This window comes from Rothia nasimurium (assembly GCF_035916755.1).
Taxonomy (GTDB): Bacteria; Actinomycetota; Actinomycetes; order Actinomycetales; family Micrococcaceae; genus Rothia.
The window spans coordinates 215289-235964 of the sequence record NZ_JAYWIX010000003.1; the positions used below are offsets into that span (position 1 = coordinate 215289).

At 59.2% G+C, this 20676-nt stretch carries 21 protein-coding genes; all 21 read right to left on the reverse strand.

All coding sequences use genetic code 11. The features are described from left to right. Window positions 1–26: 26 nt before the first annotated feature. The 21 genes from dprA to VSX42_RS04790 all read right to left on the reverse strand — a co-directional run bounded on the left by dprA (window position 27) and on the right by VSX42_RS04790 (window position 20664). Window positions 27–1271: a DNA-processing protein DprA gene (gene dprA / locus VSX42_RS04690; protein WP_326503187.1), complete on the reverse strand. Its 1245-nt coding sequence runs from the start codon at window positions 1269–1271 to the stop codon at window positions 27–29. Further along, window positions 1268–2818 carry a YifB family Mg chelatase-like AAA ATPase gene (locus VSX42_RS04695; RefSeq protein WP_326503188.1) on the reverse strand — a complete coding sequence of 517 codons (1551 nt, stop codon included), beginning with the start codon at window positions 2816–2818 and terminating at the stop codon, window positions 1268–1270. The genes dprA and VSX42_RS04695 overlap by 4 nt, the downstream gene beginning before the upstream one ends. Window positions 2819–2820: 2 nt before the next feature. After that, entirely contained in the window at window positions 2821–3237 is a 417-nt protein-coding gene (locus VSX42_RS04700) for a YraN family protein (RefSeq protein WP_326503189.1), read from the reverse strand. Window positions 3238–3526: 289 nt separating this feature from the next. Continuing rightward, window positions 3527–3862: a DUF2469 family protein gene (locus tag VSX42_RS04705; protein ID WP_326503190.1), complete on the reverse strand. Its 336-nt coding sequence runs from the start codon at window positions 3860–3862 to the stop codon at window positions 3527–3529. Beyond that, the gene (locus VSX42_RS04710) at window positions 3859–4641 is read right to left on the reverse strand and encodes a ribonuclease HII (protein ID WP_326503191.1); all 783 of its coding nucleotides are present in this window, start codon (window positions 4639–4641) and stop codon (window positions 3859–3861) included. Before VSX42_RS04710 ends, VSX42_RS04705 begins: the two co-directional genes overlap by 4 nt. A 4-nt stretch (window positions 4642–4645) precedes the next feature. Continuing rightward, window positions 4646–5383 (reverse strand): signal peptidase I, encoded by a 738-nt coding sequence (gene lepB / locus VSX42_RS04715; protein WP_326503192.1) that lies wholly within the window; start codon window positions 5381–5383, stop codon window positions 4646–4648. Between the two features lie 50 nt (window positions 5384–5433). Next, window positions 5434–6090: a signal peptidase I gene (lepB, locus tag VSX42_RS04720; RefSeq protein ID WP_326503193.1), complete on the reverse strand. Its 657-nt coding sequence runs from the start codon at window positions 6088–6090 to the stop codon at window positions 5434–5436. A gap of 23 nt (window positions 6091–6113) precedes the next feature. Beyond that, entirely contained in the window at window positions 6114–6461 is a 348-nt protein-coding gene (gene rplS / locus VSX42_RS04725) for a 50S ribosomal protein L19 (protein ID WP_135011098.1), read from the reverse strand. Between the two features lie 323 nt (window positions 6462–6784). Continuing rightward, window positions 6785–7576 carry a tRNA (guanosine(37)-N1)-methyltransferase TrmD gene (gene trmD / locus VSX42_RS04730; RefSeq protein WP_326503194.1) on the reverse strand — a complete coding sequence of 264 codons (792 nt, stop codon included), beginning with the start codon at window positions 7574–7576 and terminating at the stop codon, window positions 6785–6787. 5 nt (window positions 7577–7581) lie between these two features. After that, complete coding sequence (gene rimM / locus VSX42_RS04735) at window positions 7582–8199, reverse strand: ribosome maturation factor RimM (RefSeq protein WP_326503195.1); 618 nt, start codon at window positions 8197–8199, stop codon at window positions 7582–7584. Window positions 8200–8332: 133 nt separating this feature from the next. Then, window positions 8333–8575, reverse strand: coding sequence for an RNA-binding protein (locus VSX42_RS04740; protein WP_135011094.1), 243 nt, complete (start codon window positions 8573–8575; stop codon window positions 8333–8335). 2 nt (window positions 8576–8577) lie between these two features. Next, window positions 8578–9006 (reverse strand): 30S ribosomal protein S16, encoded by a 429-nt coding sequence (gene rpsP / locus VSX42_RS04745; protein WP_326503196.1) that lies wholly within the window; start codon window positions 9004–9006, stop codon window positions 8578–8580. A 354-nt stretch (window positions 9007–9360) separates the two neighbouring features. Further along, the gene (locus VSX42_RS04750) at window positions 9361–10542 is read right to left on the reverse strand and encodes an ABC transporter permease (RefSeq protein ID WP_326503197.1); all 1182 of its coding nucleotides are present in this window, start codon (window positions 10540–10542) and stop codon (window positions 9361–9363) included. After that, complete coding sequence (locus tag VSX42_RS04755; RefSeq protein WP_326503198.1) at window positions 10539–11456, reverse strand: ATP-binding cassette domain-containing protein; 918 nt, start codon at window positions 11454–11456, stop codon at window positions 10539–10541. The genes VSX42_RS04750 and VSX42_RS04755 overlap by 4 nt, the downstream gene beginning before the upstream one ends. 124 nt (window positions 11457–11580) lie before the next feature. Next, window positions 11581–12300, reverse strand: a complete 720-nt coding sequence (locus VSX42_RS04760; protein WP_326503199.1) for a response regulator transcription factor — start codon at window positions 12298–12300, stop codon at window positions 11581–11583. Continuing rightward, the gene (locus VSX42_RS04765) at window positions 12297–13688 is read right to left on the reverse strand and encodes a sensor histidine kinase (RefSeq protein ID WP_326503200.1); all 1392 of its coding nucleotides are present in this window, start codon (window positions 13686–13688) and stop codon (window positions 12297–12299) included. The genes VSX42_RS04760 and VSX42_RS04765 overlap by 4 nt, the downstream gene beginning before the upstream one ends. Before the next feature lie 67 nt (window positions 13689–13755). Continuing rightward, a complete protein-coding gene (locus tag VSX42_RS04770; RefSeq protein ID WP_326503201.1) occupies window positions 13756–15684 on the reverse strand; it encodes a hypothetical protein in 1929 nt (642 codons plus the stop codon). Window positions 15685–15756: 72 nt separating this feature from the next. Beyond that, complete coding sequence (locus VSX42_RS04775; protein ID WP_326503202.1) at window positions 15757–16251, reverse strand: NUDIX hydrolase; 495 nt, start codon at window positions 16249–16251, stop codon at window positions 15757–15759. Window positions 16252–16428: 177 nt separating this feature from the next. Then, window positions 16429–18003, reverse strand: a complete 1575-nt coding sequence (gene ffh / locus VSX42_RS04780) for a signal recognition particle protein (RefSeq protein ID WP_237194151.1) — start codon at window positions 18001–18003, stop codon at window positions 16429–16431. Between the two features lie 215 nt (window positions 18004–18218). Beyond that, the gene (locus VSX42_RS04785) at window positions 18219–18551 is read right to left on the reverse strand and encodes a hypothetical protein (protein WP_326503203.1); all 333 of its coding nucleotides are present in this window, start codon (window positions 18549–18551) and stop codon (window positions 18219–18221) included. Between the two features lie 397 nt (window positions 18552–18948). Next, entirely contained in the window at window positions 18949–20664 is a 1716-nt protein-coding gene (locus VSX42_RS04790) for an ABC transporter family substrate-binding protein (RefSeq protein ID WP_326503204.1), read from the reverse strand. Window positions 20665–20676 lie beyond the last annotated feature (12 nt).

Sequence of the window (20676 nt, forward strand, 5' to 3'; positions counted from 1 at the left end):
CCGGTGGCTGAGCTCAGGTCTTCATTCTATCCCCCGGAGCTTTCCGCCGGTGGTTTAGTTTTTCGCCATCCAGTGCCTTCCTGCTCTGCGAGGTTGAGTCGGTTGAGTTGGGATAGGGCAATCATGGCGGTTCGGGCAGGTAGCGCATGGTCAGCACTGAGCTGTTCAACGGTAGCAGGAGTGTGGAGGGGCAGTACATCCCACACCCGTCTTTGAGTTTCGGTGAGCGAATCCAGGAGCTGCTGGTGGGCAGAGGGAGCTGCAAATAGGCTGGTTTGTTCTGCATCTATCTCCGAGGTTCTGTCGTCAAGAATCTGGCGGGCATCGGTCACAAGCTGGGCTAAACCGTCTCGAATCAGACGGTGGCAGCCTTCTGAGGTCGGTGAAAAGATAGGGCCGGGTACAGCATAGACGGGGCGTCCCAGTTCTAGGGCATGATGGGCGGTATTGAGCGCGCCACTGCGCCAGCGGGCTTCAACAACTATGCTGGCCCCGGTAAGAGCGGCGATGAGCCGGTTACGTTGGAGGAACCTGTAGCGGGTGGGGTTCTGCCCCAGGGGAACCTCGCTCAGCAGCAGGCCCCGTTCAATAATCTCGTGCAGCAGGCGTTCATTGGGCTTGGGGTAAAGACGGTCAAGACCTCCTGCCATCAACGCTACCGTGGGCAGGGAAAAGGTCGCGGTAGCGAGGGCAGCTCGATGGGCAGTGGTATCTACACCAAAGGCTCCGCCTGAGACCACCGTATAGCCCCGGTTTGCCAGTTCACCGGCAAGGTGGCTGGTTGCTGAGTTGCCGTAGGAGCTGACATCGCGGGACCCCACTACCGCATAACTCTTTTCGGTGGTGAGCTGGGCCAGTAGCTGGCGGTCTCCCCTGCCCCAGAGGCCGACCGGAGTTTTTTCTGCGAGGTCATTCAATGCCTGTGGCCAGTCTGGGTCTTCGGGTATACACAGCCAGCTACCGCTGGCCCGGGCTAAAGCCATGTCCTGTTGGACGCTGATACCTGCCCGCCTGCTCTTCCACCGCTGCGTCCGTTCACCGATTGCACTAGCGAGGGCAGGTGCCGCAGAGACATCCTGTGCTCCTGCTTCCTCAAGGTGTCGGGCTAGAAGATGCGGAGTGAGCTCCTGGCGGCCGGTGAGGTAGTCTGCGGCACGAACCGGCCCCACTAGCCGAAGCAAGGTGTAGGTGGCGACGTCCTCGGGGTCGGTAATGCGCAGGATCTCGGTACGGGCTCTACGAATATCGTGGTGGGGGTCGTGATGTGTCATGTCTGGTAGCTTTCAGTGGCGTGGTTGCGGAAGTAGAGAGCGAGGTCAAGGTGATCTCGACTGGGGCTGGTGACTCCATCTAAATCGGCTAAGGTCCAGGCAGTCCGTAGCACTCGGTCATAGCCGCGGGCTGTGAGGGTACCGTGATCCAGGGCGGTGGAGAGGGACGAGGTCAGTTGGGCTGAGAGCTTGAGAGGGCCTCGCAGAATCTTGCCGTTGGTCTCAGCGTTTGTGGTCACGCCCAGCGGGCTCAGTCTTTCCGCCTGGGCTTTGCGGGCTTGGCTGACCCGATAACGAATCTCGTCTGAACTTTCGTTGGTGCCGCTGGTAGCGAGGTCGGCGGCCGTTACTTTAGGGACGCTGATATGAAGATCAATACGGTCGAGCAGGGGCCCCGATAGCCGATTGAAGTAGGACCTTCGCTCACGGCTAGTACAGGTGCAGTCTAGGCCCCGACCCACGTTATAACCGCAGGGGCAGGGGTTGGCAGCTAGTACGAGTTGGAATCTAGCCGGGTACCGGGCTGAAGCAGCTGAGCGGCTAATAATGACTTCGCCGCTTTCGAGGGGCTGGCGCAGAGAATCTAAAACGCTGCGCTTAAATTCCGGAGCTTCATCGAGAAAAAGGACGCCCCGGTGCGCCTTTGAGATGCACCCTGGCTTGGGCAGTCCGGCACCGCCTCCCATAATCGCAGGTGCGCTGGCAGTATGGTGGGGCGCTTCGAAGGGCGGCCTGGTCATCAGTTCGGTGAGAGGTTCACCCGAACGACAGAGCGAGTGCACCGCGGTGACATCCAGCGCTTCTTGTGGCGTGAGCGGAGGAAGAATACCGGGGAGGCGTTCTGCCAGCATGGTCTTGCCAGAACCGGGCGGACCGGTCAGCAACAGGTGATGGCCCCCTGCAGCTGCTATTTCAAGGGCTAAGCGCCCCTCGGTCTGCCCGGCAACATCTGCCATATCAGCGCTCTGCTGCGGGCTGCTGGGCTCCGTAACGGTCTTCTGGCTCCCCACCAGAGCTGGTCGTTTGAGTTTTTCTGGTTCGGGGCAACCCAGGAGTTCAAACACTTCAGCGAGACAGCTGACCCCGGTCACTTCAACCCCCTCTATCAGGGCTGCTTCTTGGGCATTACCCCCGGGTACAACTACCCGCTCATACCCGGCATCGCGGGCCGCTTTGACAGCAGGTAGCACTCCGGGAACCTGTCGAACGCTCCCGTCAAGACCGACTTCGCCCAGAAAGACCGTGCGACCTGATGAACCTAGCTGCCCCGCCGCCTGCTGGGCTGCAACCAACATGGCCACATCAAATGCCGAGCCGCGTTTGGGAAGGGTAGGCGGGGTGAGGTTGATGGTGAGTTTCTGGGGTGGCAGGGGCAGCCCGGAATTCTTCGCGGCAGACCGAACCCGGTCTTTGGCCTCGTTCAAAGAGCTATCGGGCAGCCCGAGCAGCACGAAGCCGGGTAGGGCAGATGAGATATCGGCTTCTACTTCAACGAGATAACCGGTAACGCCCACCAGGGCAACCGAATAGGTTCGTGCGAAGGCCACGGCTACACCACCGCCTGCCGATGCTCAAAAGTGAAATCCGTGGGACTCCCGCACAGGGCAATAGCGTCTACTCTCATAGTGGTATAGGGAGCCCGGTTTTCTGCCAACCAGGCGTAGGCCAGGTGTCGTAGCATCTGGCACTTCCGGGCAGTAATAGATTCAAGCGGGTGCCCATAGCCTGCACCAGAACGGGTTTTAACCTCGATAAAGACCAGGGTCTGGTCGCTATCGCGCATAATCAAATCAAGTTCACCGCTCCACCGCGGCCGCTCTTCAGTTCGTGCGGGCCGCCAGTTACGAGCCAAGAGGGTATAGCCTTGCCGTTCTAAGACGGCCAGGGCAATATCTTCACCCCAGCGCCCCACCTCTTTGGGCCGCAAGGACGCATGAGGCGAGGATAGTTGTAATGCGGGGTTCATGGGGCCTCCTTTATGTATCTGGGTTAGCCCCATCATGACCTGCCGGATCTGGTTCTACCTAGCTCTGTGCTGGCTGTGGATTTCGCCTTTTCCCTATACCACCAGGTCAGCACCAGATAGCTCGCATCTGCACGCCCATAAACGGTACAGCCATGACCCAACTATGACGTCCCGCGCGTCCTTATCCCCAGCCAGCTGCACCGGGCGTCCACGCCCCTCTACCTCCTATAGACGAAAAACCCGCCCCTTCCCTCGCGGGAAGAAGGCGGGCTCACACGCAAAGTAGTTTTTAAGCCGAACCGGGGTCGAAATCACTCATGGTCGGCACGACCAGGTCTTCAGCGGCAGCGCGTTCTTCAACGTTTACATCATGCACCGAATACACCTTCACGTTTTTGACAAACCGAGACTGGCGGAAAATATCCCACACCCACACGTCCTGCATCTCAACCTCAAAATACAGAGACCCGTCAGCAGTTCGCGGGGTCACCTGTACCTGGTTGGCCAGGTAAAAACGGCGGTCGGTCTCAACGATATAGGTAAAGAGCTCAGCTACATTCTTGTACTCTTCATACAGGGCTAGCTGGGCACCTGACTCGTAGCTCTCAAGATCCTCTTGGCTCATACTTCTTCCTTCTCTCGTTCCACCATAGCCTGCTGGATTTGTGCCTCGGTAGCCGGCAACGACCAGCTCAACCGATGTAAGGGGGTGGGCCCCATCGTTTCTATCGCGGTGCGGTGGGCAGCCGACCCGTAACCCTTATTTTTCGCCCAGCCGTAGCCAGGGTAGCAGGCGTCCAACTCGTCCATGAGGGTATCGCGCTCCACCTTAGCCACCACCGAAGCTGCCGCGATAGAGGCACAGCGGTAGTCCCCCTTAATCTCCATCTGCACCGGCCCGAACCAGCCACCTGACTCACCCGCTAGACCTGCCCAGGCTTCAGCCACCAGCCCACAGTAGAGGGCGGTTGCCGGATCAAGGTCTGCAAAAAGGTCAGCCTCGGGAGCAGAAAGCCAGTTATGCTTGCCATCCAAGAGGACGGCGTCAGGGTAGGCCCCAGCCCGAGCCACCTGGGCAAGAGCCCGCTGGCCCGCTAAACGCAGGGACATGGTGATACCCAGAGCATCGATTTCAGCCGGGCTGGCGTGCCCCACTGCGGTCACGGCCCACTGCTTCACCTGCGGAACCATGGCCACCCGCTTTTTCTCGGTCAGAGCCTTTGAATCGATGAGCCCCTCAATGCTGAGCTGGGCGCTCGCATCAATCACGGCAACCCCAACGGTAACCGGCCCAGCCAGCGGACCGCGCCCCACCTCATCCATACCAGCCACCAGGGTCTTGCCCGCTGCAAAAAGCTGAGTTTCGACGCTCAAGTCAGCGGACGCTGGTTCTTTAGCGGGCACGGTCTTACTCGGTATCGGTTAGGTCGGCAAAGACATCGCTGGCCCCACCGACGAATGTGAAGTTAGACAGGGGCCAGGCAACCACGAAGACTTCCCCCACGACATCGGCGTCGTTGATGAACTCGGTGCCGGTCTGAATATGGTAACGGGAGTCAGCAGAGTTAGAGCGGTTATCGCCCATGACGAAGTAGGAGTTCTGGGGAACAATCACATCGAAGGGAAGCTCGGTGGGGCTTACACCGGGCTTGAGGTAGGTCTCGTCAATTTCTACGCCGTTGACGGTGATACGACCATCAGCGGTCCCCACGATGTGGTCACCACCCACCCCAATCACACGCTTGACCAGGTAGTTTGATGAGCTATCGGGCATCACTCCCACAAAGGCTAGGGCATCGCGTACGGGGTTAGAGTTGGTAGAGACCGGCATCCAGCCCTGGGTGTCTTTGAAGACCACGATGTCGCCGCGCTCGGCTTCGGTGAAGAGTCCACCTGCCACGTTCACAAAAACGCGATCGTTAATCTGCAGGGTATCTTCCATGGAGCTAGAAGGAATGTAAAACCCGCGAACCACAAAAGTTTTCAGCAGGAAGGCGATGAGCACCGCATAGAGGATAATCAGGGCGTACTCTTTGACCGCGCTGTTTTCGCGGCGGCGCTTACCGCCGCGGGGCTTGTCAGTCGAGGCTGTGGTGGCCTCCTGTGCCGCTGCCTCGATGCTGTCTGAGTTCTTCTGCTGCTCCATGAGCCCGCACCCTTCTGCTATGAACGTGTTTAGAGGATAGTTTAGTGGTTTTAGCTGGGAGCTTGGCCAAAGCGGTGGGCTGGCCAGGCAATAAAAACCGGGGTGCCAATTATCTTATCGGTGCGAATCATACCCCCGCCAGGTGCCCCCAGCAGGGACCTGGAATCAACAGAAGCCGACCGGTAATCGCCCATGACCCAGATACGTCCCTCAGGCACCTGCACGCTAAAGTGCACCTCGCTAGCGCTGTCGCCGGGGTAAAGATAGGGCTCTTCAGAGCGCTGCCCGTTCACCAGAAGATAGCCCTGGGCATCGCAGCACTCCACGCTATCGCCTGCCACCCCAATAACGCGCTTGATGTAGACCGTCTCTGACCCCACCAGCCCCAGCCACTGGCCTGCGGTGGTGATGGGCTCACGCACCCAGGAGCTGCCGGGCACATAGGGGGCAAAGGAGCCGGTACCGTCAAAAACGACCACATCGCCGCGCTTCGGCTCGGTAGTTAGTTTTGAGACTAGAATACGGTCGCCCGGTTCGTAGGTGGGTTCCATGGAACTTGAAGGTATGTAGAACACATCAATGAAGAAGGAACGAACCACCAGGAGCAGGGTGAAGGCCAGGGCTGCGGCAACAGCAACAAGGCGCCAGCCCTGTAGAAAGGGTTGGCGCCTTGCCTCAGAAGAGTCGGCGTTTACGCCAGTCTCCATAAATCTGATGAAACCTAAATGGCTTAGGCTTCGCGCTTCTCGCGGATGCGAGCAGCCTTACCGTGGCGGTCGCGCATGTAGTAGAGCTTTGCACGGCGGACATCACCGCGGGTGACAACCTCGATCTTTTCGATGACGGGAGAGTGTACGGGGAAGGTACGCTCTACACCAACACCGAAGGAAACCTTGCGGACGGTGAATGTTTCGCGGACGCCAGCGCCCTGACGGCCAACAACGAAGCCCTTGAAGACCTGGACACGGCTGCGGTTACCTTCAACAATGTTGACGTGTACGTTCAGGGTGTCGCCGGGGCCGAACTCGGGGATGTCGGTGCGAAGTGACTTGTTATCAATGAAGTCAAGAGTCTGCATTGAGTTTCTCCGTGAATATCTCTGCCGCAGGTCAAACATATTCGGTGTATGTCGCAGGCAGTGTCTAGGGCTACCAGGCGATGCTAGACCGATGCTGTCTACGATAAATTCTTTTCTCACCGTACCCTGAACGGTCAGGGCCGGTGGTTCACGCTGTTATAGGTCGCTCTTCCCCCTGCGGCAGGGGCGTGCCCAGCATGAACACAAAGAAAAATTATCCCACAGAAAACCCGCCTGCACCAGAGGTGCGGCGGCGGGCGTCCTGAAGTTAAATGTGAGCTTACCTACTTTACTAGCCTTCGCTTGAAAGCTCGGCCTCGCGCTCAGCTTTTTTTGGCAGCTTTCTGCTCGGTGTGCAGCTCCTGCAGGAGCTTGCGGTCCTTCTTATCCCAGTTCTCTGCGGGGTAGGCCTTGACCATATCGGGGCGGCGGGCAAAGGTGCGCTTGATCTGCTCATCGCGGCGCCAGCGGGCAATAGCCCCGTGATTGCCAGAGAGCAGGACGGGCGGCACCTGCTGATCACGCCAGGTAGCGGGCTTGGTGTAGACCGGGTACTCCAGCAGCCCGCCGGTGTGGGACTCTTCGGCCAGGGACTCGGGGTTGCCCATAGCACCGGGAATCAGGCGGGTAATGGCCTCAATCATGACCATCACAGCAATCTCTCCCCCGTAGAGCACATAGTCGCCAATTGATACCGGCAGCACCCGAAACTCCTGCTCAGCCCAGTCCAGCACACGCTCGTCAATGCCTTCGTAGCGGGCCGGAGCGAACACGATGTGCTCTTCTTCTGCCAAATCGTAGGCCAGCTGCTGGTTGAAGACGGTGCCCGCTGGTGAGGGCACGATCAGCAGGGGTTTGCCCCCGTCCGCCCGTGCGGACGCAGGTGAGGCGGCAAGTGCCTGGTCCAGGGCAAGGCCCCAGGGCTCGGGTTTCATGACCATGCCTGCTCCCCCGCCGTAGGGGGTATCGTCAACGGTTTTGTGCCGGTCGAAGGCGAAGTCACGCAGGTTGGTCAGGTGCAAATCAACCTTGCCCGATTCGCGGGCTTTGCCCATGAGGGAGAGCTCTAGCGGGGCCAGGTATTCGGGGAAGATGGTGATGACATCAAAGCGCATGAGCGTTAGTTGTGCTCACTCTCGGTCTCAGCTTCTGCTTCTTCACCGTCGCTGTTGAGTTCGAGCAGGCCGGCGGGCGGGTTGATGATGATGTAGCCTTCTTCGGTGTCGATAGCGGGGATGAGTTCTTCGACGAAGGGGATCATGATCTCTTGGCCATCTGCGGTGTTTTCGAGAATCAGTAGGTCCTGGGTGGGCATGGTCTGCAGGCCGGTGACGATGGCGACGGGTTCTTCGGGAAGGTAGCCGTCCTTGATGTCGGCGGCCAGGTAGACGGGCAGGTCGAGCAGTTCGTGCTCGTAGTAGCCTTCATCGTCACCATCGGTGTCGGTTTCTGCGGAGGAATCGAAGGTGAGGCGGGTGTCGCGGAGTTCTTCGGCCTGGTTGCGGTTGGTGACTTCTTCGAAAGCTACGACCAGGATTTTTTTGTTCCAGCGGGATTTTTTGACGGTGAGGGTACCTGCGGGGGCGATGGCGCCTGCGGGGCTTGCGGGGTTGAAGTTTTCGATATCGAGTACGGCCCCTGGGGCGAAGCGTTCTTCGGGGGCGTCGGTGAAGAGTTGGACGGTGACTTCGCCGCGGATGCCGTGGGGTTTGCCGATGCGGGCGACCTGTACCTGCACGCGTATCTCCTTGGGGGTAAAGGTGGTGTGGGGTTTGGGTTCTAACTTTACCGGGTTTTGCGGACGCCGGTGGGTAGGCACAAGAAAGCCCCTACAGCTGATAAGCGGTAGGGGCTTCTTGAGAAGTATTCAGTTAGCGTCGTCGGTCGGTGTCGATGACGTCTACGCGCACGTGGTCGCCATCGTTGATGGCATTGACCACGGTGCGGATGCTCTTGGCAGTGCGGCCGGAGCGGCCAATAACACGGCCAAGGTCATCAGGGTTCACGCGAACCTCCAGGGTTTCGCCCCGGCGGCCAGTTTTGGCGCGGACCTGGACGTCGTCTGGGTTGTCGACGATACCCCGAACGAGGTGTTCGAGAGCGTCAGCCAACATGATTACTCAGCTGCTTCCTCAGAAGCTGCTTCTTCAGCAGCCTCTTCTGCGGGAGCTTCTTCAGCCTTGTCCTCGCCCTTGGGGGTGATTGCCTCGGGAAGGATGACGGAACCCTTTTCGGGAACAACGAACTCGGGCTTAGTGTCAACGGGCTTTACGGTTGACTCAGCCTTTTCGCCCTTGGCAGCAGCCAAGTCACCGGTCAGCTTCAGCAGAGCAGCTACCTGCTCGGTGGGCTGGGCGCCAACTGACAGCCAGTACTGGGCACGCTCTGAGTTGATCTCGATGCGTGAGGGGTTCTCGGTCGGGTGGTAAATGCCGATTTCCTCGATAGCCTTACCGTCACGCTTGGTGCGTGAGTCAGCTACTACAACACGGTAGCGGGGATCGCGGATTTTACCGAAACGCTTCAGACGAATTTTAACAGCCACTGTAGTGGTTTCTCCTGTTTTCTATAACTGTTCGAGGTCAGGCATCAGCTCGTGGGGCGGGCTTCGTCAAGACCTCTGCGGACACAATTTCTCCCGGATGAGAGGGGCCGGTAAAAATCGAGTACCCGTCAAGTATGCCAGCTTGGCCCCGCTTAATCTAGGGTTACGCTCTATGGAGTGAGCGTGTTGTGAGCAAGCTGACCCAGGCTACTCCAGCGCATAGAGCTCGCGGCGAAGCTGCTGGCTCGGGGCTGGCGTGAATCACCTAGTGAGCGCAAGCGAACCGGGTGAGAGGGTCGGCAGCGTGCGCGAGCTCAGGCGCTGGAGAAGCCTACCGCCCCTCCCACATCAAACCTATCTCCTCAGCGCCTGCTTCCAGCTCACCGAGGTTCCGCCGCGCATGATGTTGTTGCGGTAGATGCGGGCGCCGAGCCGGGTGAGGAGGGCTGCTACTGCCAGGGTGAGGGCGAGGGCGAGTAGGGGTTCCCAGAGGGCTACGTCTTCGGCGAGCAGGCGGCGGGGCATGGCGATTGAAGATAGGACAGGCACAAAGGAGACAATCTTGAGCCAGGTTCCTGAGACGTAGATACCGGCGAAGAGGGCGGCGATGAGCACCATGGTGATGGGGTTGGAGAGGTTGGCGATGTCTTCGGTGCGGGCTGCCATGGCGCCGACGGCGGCCCAGATGGTGGCGATGGCTGCAAAACCGACGATGTAGAAGAGGGCGAACCAGCCGGCCGAGGGTAGAATCCAGCCGAATTCTGAGGCGCTTCCGGTGATTTGCATGCCTATGAGGCCGGCGACTGCGTAGATGGCTACCTGCAGGATGGCGAGCACGATGTTGCCCACGATTTTGCCCGCCAGCAGCTGGCTAAGCGGTATGGCGGTGGCGATGATTTCGACAATGCGGTTTTGTTTTTCTTCGACCACGGAGTTGGCGATGGCTATGCCGAAGAGCAAGGTGGTCATGTAGAAAATCATGGCGAAGACCATGGCGATAAGGAAGGCCAGCCCTGCATTGCTGTTACCGGAGAGGACGCTGGTGCTCACCTGGGTGCCCGCGGCCAGGGCTTCGAGATCAACACCTGCGGCAGCTGCGTTTTCGGCTGTAACGGTGGAGGTGATAACGGCGCCCAGTTCAGTGACCAGGCTGTTGTCGGGGGAAGAGTCAAAGACAAGTTCCCAGCCCTGGTCTGTGGGGGCGAGGTAGGCGTCCGCGTCCCCGTCGGCAACGAGGGTGCGGGCAGCGTCCGTGCTGTCGACCTGGGTGGCGGTATAGCTGGTGTTCTCGTCGCTGCTGGCTTCAGCGGAAGCGACCAGGGAGGTCGCTCGGTCGTCGCTGGTGGCTACGGTGTAGTCGGTTGACCCCGAGCTCATAAAGTAAGGGATGAGGATTGCGGCCAGGATGATGACGAGGGAGAAGATGGTTCCGCCGATGAAGGATTTGTCGCGCAGCTTGACTATGATTTCGCGGGTGGCAACGATTTGCCAGGTGTTTTTGGGGGCGGTGCTGGGGCGGGTGGGTGCGGTGTTCATTGGCCGGTGACCTTTCGGTAGATGTCGCCGAGGGTGGGGAGCTGGCGGGAGAACTCGTGCATGTCATGGTGAAGTCCTGCGCTCAGGATCTGGTGGCGGACGCTGGCCAGGTCGGCCCCGTCTGCGATTTCGAGGACCGCGTCGGTACCGGAGACATCGAGGACGTTGACCCCGGCCAGGTCGCGGAGCCAGGCGGCGTCAGCCCCGCCCCGGTAGAGGTAGCGGGGGGCGCCTGATTCGCGCAGTTCGGTGGCGCTACCGCTGGCGCGGACGGTTCCGCCGTGCAGAATAACGACGCGGTCGCAGAGACGGTCAACCAGGTCGAGCTGATGAGATGAAAAAAGGATGGGGACCCTGTTACGCATGAGCTCGCGCATCATGGAGACCATGGTGTCTACGGCTTTAGGGTCAAGGCCGGAGAAGGGTTCGTCAAGAATCAGGGCGGTGGGCTGGTGCAGGATAGAGGCTACGATTTGCACCCGTTGCTGGTTGCCGAGGGAGAGGGATTCGAGCTTGTCGTTCAGGCGCTCCCCCAGACCCAGTTCGGTGAGATGGTCGGTAGCGATAGTGCGGGCGGTGCTGGCGCTCATACCGCGTAGCTGGCCCAGGTAGATGAGCTGGGCAAGGATAGCCTGCTTGGGGTAGAGGCCGCGTTCTTCGGGCATGTAGCCAAAACCCGCACGGTCTGCGGCGGTGATGGGACGGCCGCCGTAGAGTACCTGCCCTTCGGTGGGTTCGAGCAGGCCCATGATCATGCGCATGGTGGTGGTTTTACCCGCGCCGTTAGCGCCGAGGAAGCCGGTCATGGAGCCCGGCTCAACGGTAAAACTCACATTTTCTACGGCGGTAGTGGCACCAGGGCCGCTGCCGTAGACCTTGGTGAGGTCATGCACTTCTATGGTTCGGTCAGTCATGGGGCACTTCCTTCGGGTAGCTTGTACTTCAAGTCTAGGAAGGCTGTGAACATAACGACTCCCCCACCGGGTGGAGCCGGGCGGGGGAGATTGTGGGCGGGCGCTGAGAAGCTAGGTTGAGAATCTAGGCTAGCCCTACCCGGTGGGCGAAGATAACGGCACCGACCCGGTCACGGCTGTGGGTCTTGGCCAGGATATTAGAGACGTGGGTCTTGATGGTTGCCGCCCCGAGGAAGAGTTTTTCTGCGATTTCTGCGTTGGTAAGGCCCTGGGCAAGGAGCTCTAGGGTTTCTTTCTCTCTGGGGGTAAGTGTGCTCAGGGCGAAGGCGTCCTCAGGACTCAGGTCCTGGGCGGAGCATATTCCCCCGCTCTTGCCTGCCCCTAAGCTACCTGCCTGCGCTGCGGCATCCTGCCCCTTGGTCTGCTCCACAAAACGGGCAATGAGCGGCAGGGTCATCTCGGGTGAGAGCAGGGCTAGGCCGCCGGCGACCTTACGGATAGCTTCAACCAGCTCATCGGCATCCGAGGTTTTAAGCAGAAAGCCGCTGGCCCCGGCCTGCAGGGATGAGAAGAGGTAGTCCTCGCGGTCGAAGGTGGTGAGGATTAGGACGGACGTGCCCGGCAGCTGCTCGGTCAAGGCGGCGGTGGCGGTGATTCCGTCCATCACGGGCATTTGAACGTCCATGAGCACCACATCGGGGCGGGTGGCTACGGCAAGGTCAAGGGCCTCGGCCCCGTTGCGGGCCTGGCCGACCACCTCGATGTCGTCCGCCATCGAGAGAATGAGGGCGAAGCCGGAACGCACCATGTCTTGGTCGTCAGCTAACAGTACTTTGAGGGTCATGAGGTGCTCCTAGAGGCGTGGGTGTCGTGGGTTTCGTCAATATCTATGGGGAAACGTACCTGTACCTTCCAGCCGGGGGCGCCGCGGCGACGTCCGGCCCAGCAGGTACCGCCCAGGGCTGCAGCTCGTTCCCGGATGCCCTGCAGACCGTAGCCGTGGCGGCTGGAATCGGGTATGTATTCTTGGCCTTCTCCCCGCTCTGGGCCGGTGGCAGGGCCGTCATCGGTGACCTCTAATTCAGCCCAGTGGGCACCGGGGCTGCCGCCGGTACGCAGGGCCAGCACCGCATTCTGGGCAGCTGAATGTTTGCGCACGTTGGTCAGGGCTTCTTGGGCCATACGGTAGATGGACAGCTGGCTTCCCTGGTGAAGGTGGGTCAGCCGGGCAAGGTCTTGTTCCCCTACCTGCAGTCGGGTCTGGACGCCAACCGAGCTCATGTGCTCAACCAAGTCAAAAATTTCAGCGACCTGGGGTTCTTTCGCCGAGCCACCACCGTGCTCAGCCTCCCCTGCTGCCCGCATGACTCGAATCAGGTTCTTCATTTCAGAGACCGACGAGCGGGCCAGCTTTTCGATGTTGGCCAGGGGCTCTGCTGCCAGTTCAGGTTTCTTGTTCAGGGCCCGGCGGGCTGCTGCCGCCTGGATCCCCATGGACGAGACGTGGTGGCCTACCGAGTCGTGGAGTTCCCTGGCGATACGCAGGCGGTCGCGGGTCACGGCGTCCTGGGCCATCTGCTCAGCCTGCCGCTCTAGCTGCTGGGCCTGGGCCGCAAGGACGGTCCGCTGGTAGGCCTGGTTCCAGGCTGTGCGCCCCATCAGGGCGGCGCACCCGTAGTAGAAAAAATTTGTTACGAAAGACATCACGTAGCCGGCCGTTGCCTGGCTGAAAGGGCCCCCGGAGTACTCTTCAACGCCCGCCATACTGTAGGCCGAGTCGGTCACGACCCAGGCAAGCACAATCCAGATGAGGGCGGCAGTGCAGACCAGGGCATAGACAATCCAGGTCATCGTGCGGTTTTTACCCCAGGCGATGCCGGCAAAGAGCACCGTAAAGTAGCAGAGTTGGTAACTCAGGGTAGCGGACGCTATTTCAGACACATAGCTCAGAGCAAAGAAGAGCGCGGTGGCCAGGAGCATCATGCTCAGCGGGTAGACTCGGCGGAAAATAAGCGGCAGCGTCATCGCAGCTGCGGCCCAGTAGGAATGGTGAATCTGCTGGGCGTCATCCCCCAGAAAACCCGCGGAGTGGTAGGCGGTGTTCAGTAGCAGGGTTGCGGCAAGCACCACGAGCCAGACCAGCACATCCCGGCGCAAGGACGCCGCTGGCGGGGTGGGGCGCTCCCAGTCCGGGTCTATATGTGAGAAGGAAAAACGTGTGGCTGTGTTCACCTGCCCACTGTATCAAGACCAGGGCGCTGGCGGCTCCCCCGCGAGGCGGAGGGAGCCAGGCTCCTAGTCACGAGCGCCGAAGAAATGCCCCCAGCTGTTGCCGGACAAGCTGCCCTGCCTGGCGGCCGAGCTTCTGGGCGTTGCGGACGACCTTGGGGGCCTGCGGCTCGGAGGTCTCTTCCGCCTGTTGCTGGGCCTGGGCGCGGAGCTCTTCGGTCAGCGAGAGGGGTCTCACCTGGTGGTGTTCGACCGTGGACAGTTTCTCGGCTGCCTGCAGGCGGCGGTAGACACGTGCGATGACTAGTTCGGCTGCGCCGGTAGCCCCGAGGGTGGCTGCTGCGATGAGGGCCGCGCGGGGTGAACGACCCTGCGCTACGCGTCGGGCTGCCCACAGGGCCAGGGCGCCGGAGGCACCGAGCTGGGCAGTGGCATCCGCTGTGAGAAGCCAAGGGCGTTCCCTAATTTCCCGGCTCACGGTGCTGAGTGTATCGGTGCCGTTGGGGTAGGCGGTGACGCTCTCCTTGAAGCGCTCCAGCCCATTCATATCGGGGGCGAATTTTCGGTAGCCCGCGAACTCATCAAGGTGCACAGCCCCGGTGAGCACCTTCAGTAATTCTTCGGGTAGTTCGAGGGCATGGATTGTGGATTCCAGTCCGTCGGAGCTTTCGCAGTCCAGCACGTAGTTGGTCAGGCGATTAGCGGTTTGCTCATCGAGCCCGTAGAGCCAGATGAGCTGTTCGAGCTGCTCACGGGCGGCTAGTTCCCTGAACGGTGCCGGGAGTAAGCCCGGCAGACTCCAGACCAGGTTACCCACTTCGCTGGAGACCCGTTCAAGGGCAGAGCCGATTTTTGTTAGGGGTGACCAGCTAAAAGTCAGCACGGTGCCTACCAGACCCGAGTCGGGAGTGCCCATGACCTGGTTGACCCAGTCGGTGACGCTACCGGTTTCGGGGCCGGTGGAATCGGCAGGGAGCACGAAGGTCAGGTTCTGACCAAAGAGGGTCTGCTCAGCCACAATCGAGGGCACGTTCATGGCTTCAAGCAGATTGGCCAGGGTGCGGGGGTCGGCAGTAAGCAGCGACCAACCCTTATCGGCAGGTGCCGCCTCAACCTCACCGGCCATGAGCTCAGGCTGCATGTAGGTGGCAAGGTCAGCCATCGACAGCTCCACCAGCGCAGCACTCACCCCGTGCGGGTCAAGACTCAGGGAATCGGTGCCCTGGGAGAAGGACGCCAGGTGGTAGTCCTCCCCCGGCTTTTGGGGTATAAGGTCAGCGGCACCCGGGAAGAGGTCGTCCAGCTGATTCAGAAACTCGCTCAGGGGCACACCGGGCAACAGCACCCCGGTGCTGTCGGTCTGCACAGTACGCAAGGACGCCTGCCCCGGCACTCGCTCGCACAGCACGAAGAGCTGGGCGCGGCGTCCGTCCGTTTCAAGGGCCGTCACCGTCGCCACTGACTCTAAATAACCAGCTAGCTGAGGGGTAATCTCCCAGTTCAGCTCTTCCACCGCGGCCAGATCCTCTGGGGTGAGGTCACCGGTCATTGTCTGAAGCTCCTCTGCGGTAACCTCAGTAGAAACCTCTTCAGGCTCTGCCAGGAACTCTCCGCTTCCCTGCTCTGCCTGCATAATCTGCTGAATCAGATCATCGAACTTATCGGGGTCGGCAGCGAGCTCTTCAACACTCTTGATGTCGTCCTCGGTATACTCGTAGCTCTGGCCAGCTCCCTGAGCCTGCTCCCGAATCATGCCGATAATGCTCTCTAGCTGATCCCGAACCTGCTGCTCAACGTCAGCAGGCAGGGCAAGCTGCTCACCGGCGTCCGCCCCCTGCTGAGTATCAGGCGAACCGCTGTAGAGAGTAGGAACCAGCTCCCGCCAGCTCCCCCAGGGCTGGGCACAATCAATGCGCAGACGCACCCACAGCACATCAGAACCCACAACCTCCCCGTAGGAGGCACCCTGCTGGGCGGGGTCACAGTGTGATTCAGTCATATGCTTACAATCCTTATCAACGCTTCATCAAACGGGCAGAGCTCTGCCTCGGGCCACATAAGGCAAGGGTAACTAGCGTGCAGATGAATCGCTAGAAAACTCGTACACGGCCCCGGTCTGCAGGGCACGGAAAGCCTGCTGCAAACGGTAGGCCTGCCCCTGATCAAAGTAGTTACCCAAATCTTCAGGTGCTACCCATTCATAGGCGGTCAGCTCTTCTTCCTGCAGGGTAATGACCGCATGGGAAGGAAGCACACCGGCGTCATAGATGTAGTAAGTGGAGTCACCCCAGATACCCATCTGCAGGCCGTGGAAAATCACCAGAAGACGGCCCGGCTCAAGGGTAAGACCAACTTCCTCAGCCACCTCACGGAAGCAGGCTGGCTGCGGAGCTTCACCCGCCTCAACGGTACCGCCCGGGATAGTCCAGCCGTCCTTATAGTTGGGCTTGACCAGCAACATCTGCCCCGCTTCATTCCGAATCACAGCACCGGCCGCCAGACGACGGGTGGGCAGACTTTCAATAAAAGCCTTCAGTTCTTCTTCAGGCAGATAAGAATCAACCACGGTACTGCTCCTTCTCAACGGGCGGTTACTACACCCAATGTACCGCGCCAGACCACAGCGTAAAAGGCAGAGGGGCCCTTGCACTCTCTCAGCAGAACTGGCCCCTGCCCCCAAGCGTCCTTAAAAGCCACAGGGCGGGGGTAAGCCACCTGCTTACCCCCGCCCTATCAGCAGGTTTTACTTGAGGAACTTCTCAAAACCCTTGGGCAGGTTCAGATCCTCAGGCTTAACGTCCTGGGTCTGCTGCCCAAAGGCCGAACCCAGAGCAGCCTGCTGCTTAGCTGCAGCTGCCTGCTCCTGCTGGGCACGCTTTGCCGGGTTGCCAGAACGAGCCTTCTGCTTGCCCTTACCCTTACCCTTGTTCTTACGGGCAGCACCACCGGCAGCGGCCATACCGGGCATCTGCATACCACCGGGCATACCGGCCATATTGCCGCTAGCCAGCTTCTTCATCATCTTCTGGGCCTGGGCAAAACGCTCCATGAGCATGTTGACCTCAGAAACGGTCACACCGGCACCCTTAGCGATACGGGCACGGCGGGAGCCGTTAATAATCTTGGGAGCCACGCGCTCGTGCGGGGTCATGGAGCGAACAATAGCCTCGACGCGGTCAATTTCCTTCTCGTCAAAGTTCTCCAGCTGCTGACGAATCTGGGCTGCACCCGGCATCATCATGAGCAGCTTCTTCATGGACCCCATCTTACGAATCTGCTGCATCTGGGCCAGGAAGTCTTCAAAGGTGAAATCTTCCTGGTCAACGAACTTCTTGGCCATGCGGTCAGCTTCGGCCTTATCCCAGGTCTGCTCGGCCTGCTCAATCAGAGTGAGCACGTCACCCATGTCGAGAATACGGCTGGCCATGCGGTCAGGGTGGAACTGCTCAAAGTCGGTGACGTTTTCACCAGTTGAGGCAAACATGATGGGCTTGCCGGTTACCGAAGCAACTGACAGGGCGGCACCACCGCGGGCGTCACCGTCCAGCTTAGAGAGCACAACGCCAGTGAAGTCGACGCCCTCGTTGAAGGCGTTAGCGGTGTTGACGGCATCCTGACCAATCATGGCATCGATGACAAAGAGAACTTCGTTAGGTTCAATAGCGTCACGGATGTTGCGGGCCTGCTGCATGAGCTCGGCATCGACACCCAGGCGGCCTGCGGTATCGACAATGACCACGTCGTGCAGCTTGGCGCGGGCTTCAGCTACACCGTCGCGGGCGACCTGGACGGGGTCACCGGTGGGCACGTCAAATTCACTGGTGACGCCGGGGTGCGGGGCGTAGACGGGTACGCCAGCGCGCTCACCCACCACCTTGAGCTGGTTGACGGCGTTGGGGCGCTGAAGGTCAGAGGCCACCAGCATGGGGGTGTGGCCCTGCTTCTTGAGCCAGTGGGAAAGCTTACCGGCCAGGGTGGTCTTACCGGCACCCTGCAGACCGGCCAGCATAATGATGGTGGGGCCGGTCTTGGCCATGTTGATACGGCGGGTCTGGCCACCCAGAATGTTGACCAGCTCTTCGTTGACGATTTTAACGATCTGCTGGGAGGGGTTGAGGGCTTCTGACACCTCGGCACCCAGGGCGCGTTCCTTGATGTGAGAGGTAAATTCACGGACGACGGGGACGGCCACGTCGGCATCCAGCAGGGCACGACGGATTTCGCGAACTGTAGCGTCAATGTCTGCTTCAGTCAGCTTGCCTTTGCCGCGCAGGTTTTTGAAGGTTGCTGTCAACCGGTCTGAGAGTGAATTAAACACGGGCTGTGCACTACTTTCGTGGCTGGATGGGCGTCGCGGGCTTAGAGGGGCCCGCTAACAAATTTAAGAATCAGCTATTAAGAATAACGTATATAGGCCAGGAGCCGCCGGGTTTGCGCGGTTGAGAGTCAGAATCCCTGTTTCGACACTTTCGCCGGTTTTCAACGGCTAAACCGTCGAAAACCGGCGAAAAGATGGAAACTTAGGCGTTGGGCCTATTCCTTGACCCAGCCGGTGTTGATGTAGGCGGACGGGTTGGCGTAAGGGCGGGCAAAAAGGAAGGCACCGTAGTTAGCCAGGTTGGTCTTGCAGAACCAGATTTCAGGGCCGTTGATGATGGGAATCATGGTGGCATCCTCTGCCATGTGCTTCTTCTCAATCTCAGTGGCCACGGCAAGATTGAGGACGCCGCCCTCCTGCAGGTTTGCGCGGTCACGTTCGTTGATGGCAACGAGCTTTGAGATATCGTCACCGCTTGTGAGTGCCGAACCGGTTTCGGTGCTTGAGGTATTGCTATTGCCGCCGCAAGCAGCTAGGAGACCGGTCATACCGGCTACACCTGAAACGAGGAAAAGTACCTGCGGTTGAGGTTCATTCGAGCATTCATGATGCCACCCTTAGATAAGCAGAACTTAATGTTCACCACACCTTTTATGTGATTGGGGCTACCCTAGTGGGCAATTCATGCCACTGTAACTCTTTTTCAACCCGTATTTCACATAATGGCCCCGTAAGAACTGAGTATTTTTGTCAGAAATAGATTAGCTTCTCTAAATTTTTCTGATGTTTCAGCATCTTCAGAGCCCCTCCCCTGGTCACCAACCCACAGGAGTAACAGTGCACCGAGATAACACCCCAGATTAAACAAACAACTTGCCCCACCACCTGCATTAGGTGATGGGGCAAGTTAGGGGTTGCCCTGGGAGTTTTCTAGACTAGATGAATTTAGTCCTTCATCCAGCCCACACGAGCCCAGAGGTGCGGGTTCGCGGAGGGACCACCGAACATAGCTGCACCGTAGTTAGCCAGCTTGGTCTTGCAGTAGTAGATATCGGGGCCGTTGAAGACAGTACCGAGGGTTGCGAACTCGGCCATGAACTTCTTTTCAATCTCGTTGCACTTTGCGTTACGCTCAGCGTCGTCCTCAATCTTTTCCATATCGGCAATCATGGTGTCGATTTCCTCAGAGCCTGCAGCACCGTCGAGGTTAGATGAGTGGTAGAACTGACGGGTTACTGAGGTTGCATCGGGGCCAACAGTGAAGCCTGAGAAGGTCATGTCGTATTCCTTGTTACCGACCACCGAGGTGAAGTTAGCGTCGGGCTGCTGGTCGATAGAGCACTCAATGCCGATGGCCTTCATCTGTTCAACCATGGTCTGAGCCAGGGCAGCTGAGCCGGGGTCGTCACCAAAGTTGGTTACGCGGAAGCTGGCATTGGCGCCGTCCTTAGCGTAGTAGTTGCCGTTCTTGGTGTAACCGGCATCTTCCAGAATCTTTTGAGCCGCCTCAACACCGCGCTCTTCGGGGAAGTTGTCCTGATAGTACTCGGAAACAGGTAGCAAGAGCATGGAGCCCGGAGTCTCTTCAGTCCAGTTCAGACCCTGGAAGCGGATATCTGAGAGTGCCTTGCGGTCGGTACCTGCAAAGATAGCGCGGCGCAGGGCGACGTCCTGGATACGAGCAGGGTTGAGGTTCAAACCGCCGGAGAAGAGACGCAGAGCGCGACGGGGCTCAGCATCGGGAGTTCCCTCAACGTCCTTGTAGGCCGCCAGGGTACGGGCACCCACTGCATCAATTTCGCCATTGCGGAAGGCTGCACGGGCTGCGGTAGCTTCCATCTGGCGGAAAGTGATGCGGTCCAGAATAGGCTTAGTACCCCACCAGTTTTCATTGGGAACAACGGAAAGGCGCTTTTCTGCTGAGTTCCATTCTTCCAACTTGAAGGGGCCTACGCCGTAGTCGGGGTTGGGGTTATCTGTCCAACCGTTATTGAAGACCTCGGCATCTGCCATGGCAGGGTGCAGCAGGGTACCAAAGAGGTTTTCTGCCGGGTAGTAGGGCTGTGACATGGTCACAACTGCGGAGAAAGCATCACCGTCTTCCTCAATGGACTCTACAAACTCATACATACCAGAGGTAACAATATTGTAGTCACCCTCGGTGGACTTGAAGACGTTCCATGAGGTACGCAGAGACTCGATATCGATGGGGGTTCCATCATTGAACTTAGCCTTGGGGTTGAGCTTCACACGAATGGTCTGCACACCATCAACGGTTTCGGACTCATAAGACTCGCAGAAGTCAGGGTTGATGCTGGGGCTACCTTCAAAGTCTGACTGCCAGATACCGCTGGTCATCGAAGTGTGGAAGGTGGAGAGAACGAAGCTGTTATTTGCTGAGTTACCGTTCTGGGAGGAGATGTTGAAATCAGGGCCCAGGGAGCTAACGGGCAGGTTGACGACGCCACCGGTCTGCAAGTTAGCGACGTCCTGCTCGTTGATTTCGACCTTAATTTCATCACCGGCCGCTGCCATGCTGGCGGTTGCAGCGCTGGTGGTGTTGGAGCCTGAGCCACCGCAAGCGGTCAGTAGGCCGGTGGTTCCCAGAATGCCAGTACCCCAGAGCAGGGTACGGCGGTTCAGAACTACGTTCTTGTTCATTCTCTCTTCTCC